Genomic DNA, 1,715 nt, shown 5'->3' with positions numbered 1-1,715 from the left:
GAGGCGGCGGTGATCTCCTGCACCAGGTCGGAGGTGCGGCGGATCGACGGTTCCATCTCGCCGAGCAGGCGCCCGGCGGTCTCGGCCAGGTTCACGCTGGTGCTGGCGACGTCGCCGATCTCGTGCGCGGCGACCTGGCTGCGCTCGGCCAGCTTGCGTACCTCGGCGGCGACCACCGCGAAGCCCTTGCCGTGCTCGCCGGCGCGCGCGGCCTCGATCGCCGCGTTCAGCGCCAGCAGGTTGGTCTGGTAGGCGATGTCGTCGATGATGCCGATCTTGCGTGCGATCTCCTTCATCGCCGAGACGGTGGCGCGGACCGCCTCGCCGCTTTCGGCGGCCTCGCGCGAGGCCTTGGCGGCCATGCCGTCGGTGATCTTGGCGTTCTCCGCGTTCTGCGCGATGGAGCCGGTCATCTGCTCCAGCGAGGCGCTGGTCTCCTCCACGCCGGCGGCTTGCTCGCTGGCCGCCTGGCTCAGCGACTGCGCGGTAGAGGACAGTTCCTCGGCGGCGCTGGCCAGGGTGACGGCGTTGCCGTTGACCTCGTTGACGATGCTGGTGAGCTTGTCGATGGTGGCGTTGACGTAGCGCTGCATGTCGGCGAAGGCGCCCTCGTAGTGGCCCTGCACCTGGCGGCTGAGGTCGCCCTCGGCCATCGCGCCCATCACCTTGATCACGTCGCCGACACTGCGCAGGTTGCCGCGGGTCTGTTCGATGATCTCGTTGATGAAGGCCTTCTTGCCCGGCAGCTGCGGCATCGGCGCGTCGAAATTGCCGCGGCCGAACTCGGCGACCACGCCCAGCGCCTGCTTCTTGACCGCGATGTGCGCGGCGACCATGCGGTTGATGGCCTTGCCGATCGCGCAGAATTCCCCGTCCAGATGGGTGCAGTCGATCTGCACGTCGATGTCGCCCTTGTCGTGCTCGTCGGACATGCGCGCGATCTCGCCGATCAGGCGCTTGAAGTTGCCGCGCACCTGCTCGATGGTCTCGTTGATGAAGGCCTTCTTGCCCGGCAGCGGCGGCATGGTCGCGTCGAAGTTGCCGCGGCCGAACTCGGCGACCACGCCCATCGCCTGCTTCTTGATCGCGATGTGGCCGCCGACCATGCGGTTGATGCCGTCGGCCATGCTGCGGAAGTCGCCCTGGAAGTGCGCGCTGTCGATGCTGGCGTCGATCTCGCCGGCATCGTGCTCCTCGGCGACGCGGCGCATTTCGGCGATCAGGCCGAGCATGTTGCGCCGCACCTGCTCGATGGTGTCGTTGATGTAGGCCTTCTTGTCCGGGAACGCGGCCAGCGGCGCGGCGAAGTTGCCGCGGCCGAACTCGCCCACGCAATCGATCGCCTGCTTGCAGACGCCGATGTGGGCGCCGACCAGTTGGTTGATGTCGCCGGCCACGGCCCGATAGGCGCCGCTGGACTGCGCGGCATCCAGCATCACGTCGCAGTCGCCGGCGGCGTGCGCGCGGGTCATGTGCGCGACGTCGGCCTGCAACTGCCGCAGCGGCCGCTGCGCGGCGAGCAGGGCCTGGCCGATCTCGCTGCCGCCGGCGGTCGCGTCCACGCGCTCCAGTTCGCCCAGCGCCAGCGCCTGCAGACCGGTGCGGGCCAGGTCCAGTTCGCGCTGCGCGGCAGCGGACGTTTGCTGCGCCGAACGCACGCTGCCGGCCAGCACCAGGCCGGCGACCAGCGTGGCCACGGCGACCGCAGCCCAGGC

General features: G+C 69.7%; 1 protein-coding gene. It reads right to left on the bottom strand.

Features of this window, described 5'->3' with window-relative positions; genetic code table 11:
- Nucleotides 1-1,697 (bottom strand): methyl-accepting chemotaxis protein (locus tag D588_RS0116955; protein WP_087963687.1); only part of this gene is annotated, 1,697 nt, incomplete at its 3' end.
- Nucleotides 1,698-1,715 lie beyond the last annotated feature (18 nt).

The organism is Xanthomonas sp. SHU 308, from assembly GCF_000364645.1.
Lineage (GTDB): Bacteria > Pseudomonadota > Gammaproteobacteria > Xanthomonadales > Xanthomonadaceae > Xanthomonas_A > Xanthomonas_A sontii.
This window is presented reverse-complemented; position numbering and strand designations above follow the sequence as displayed.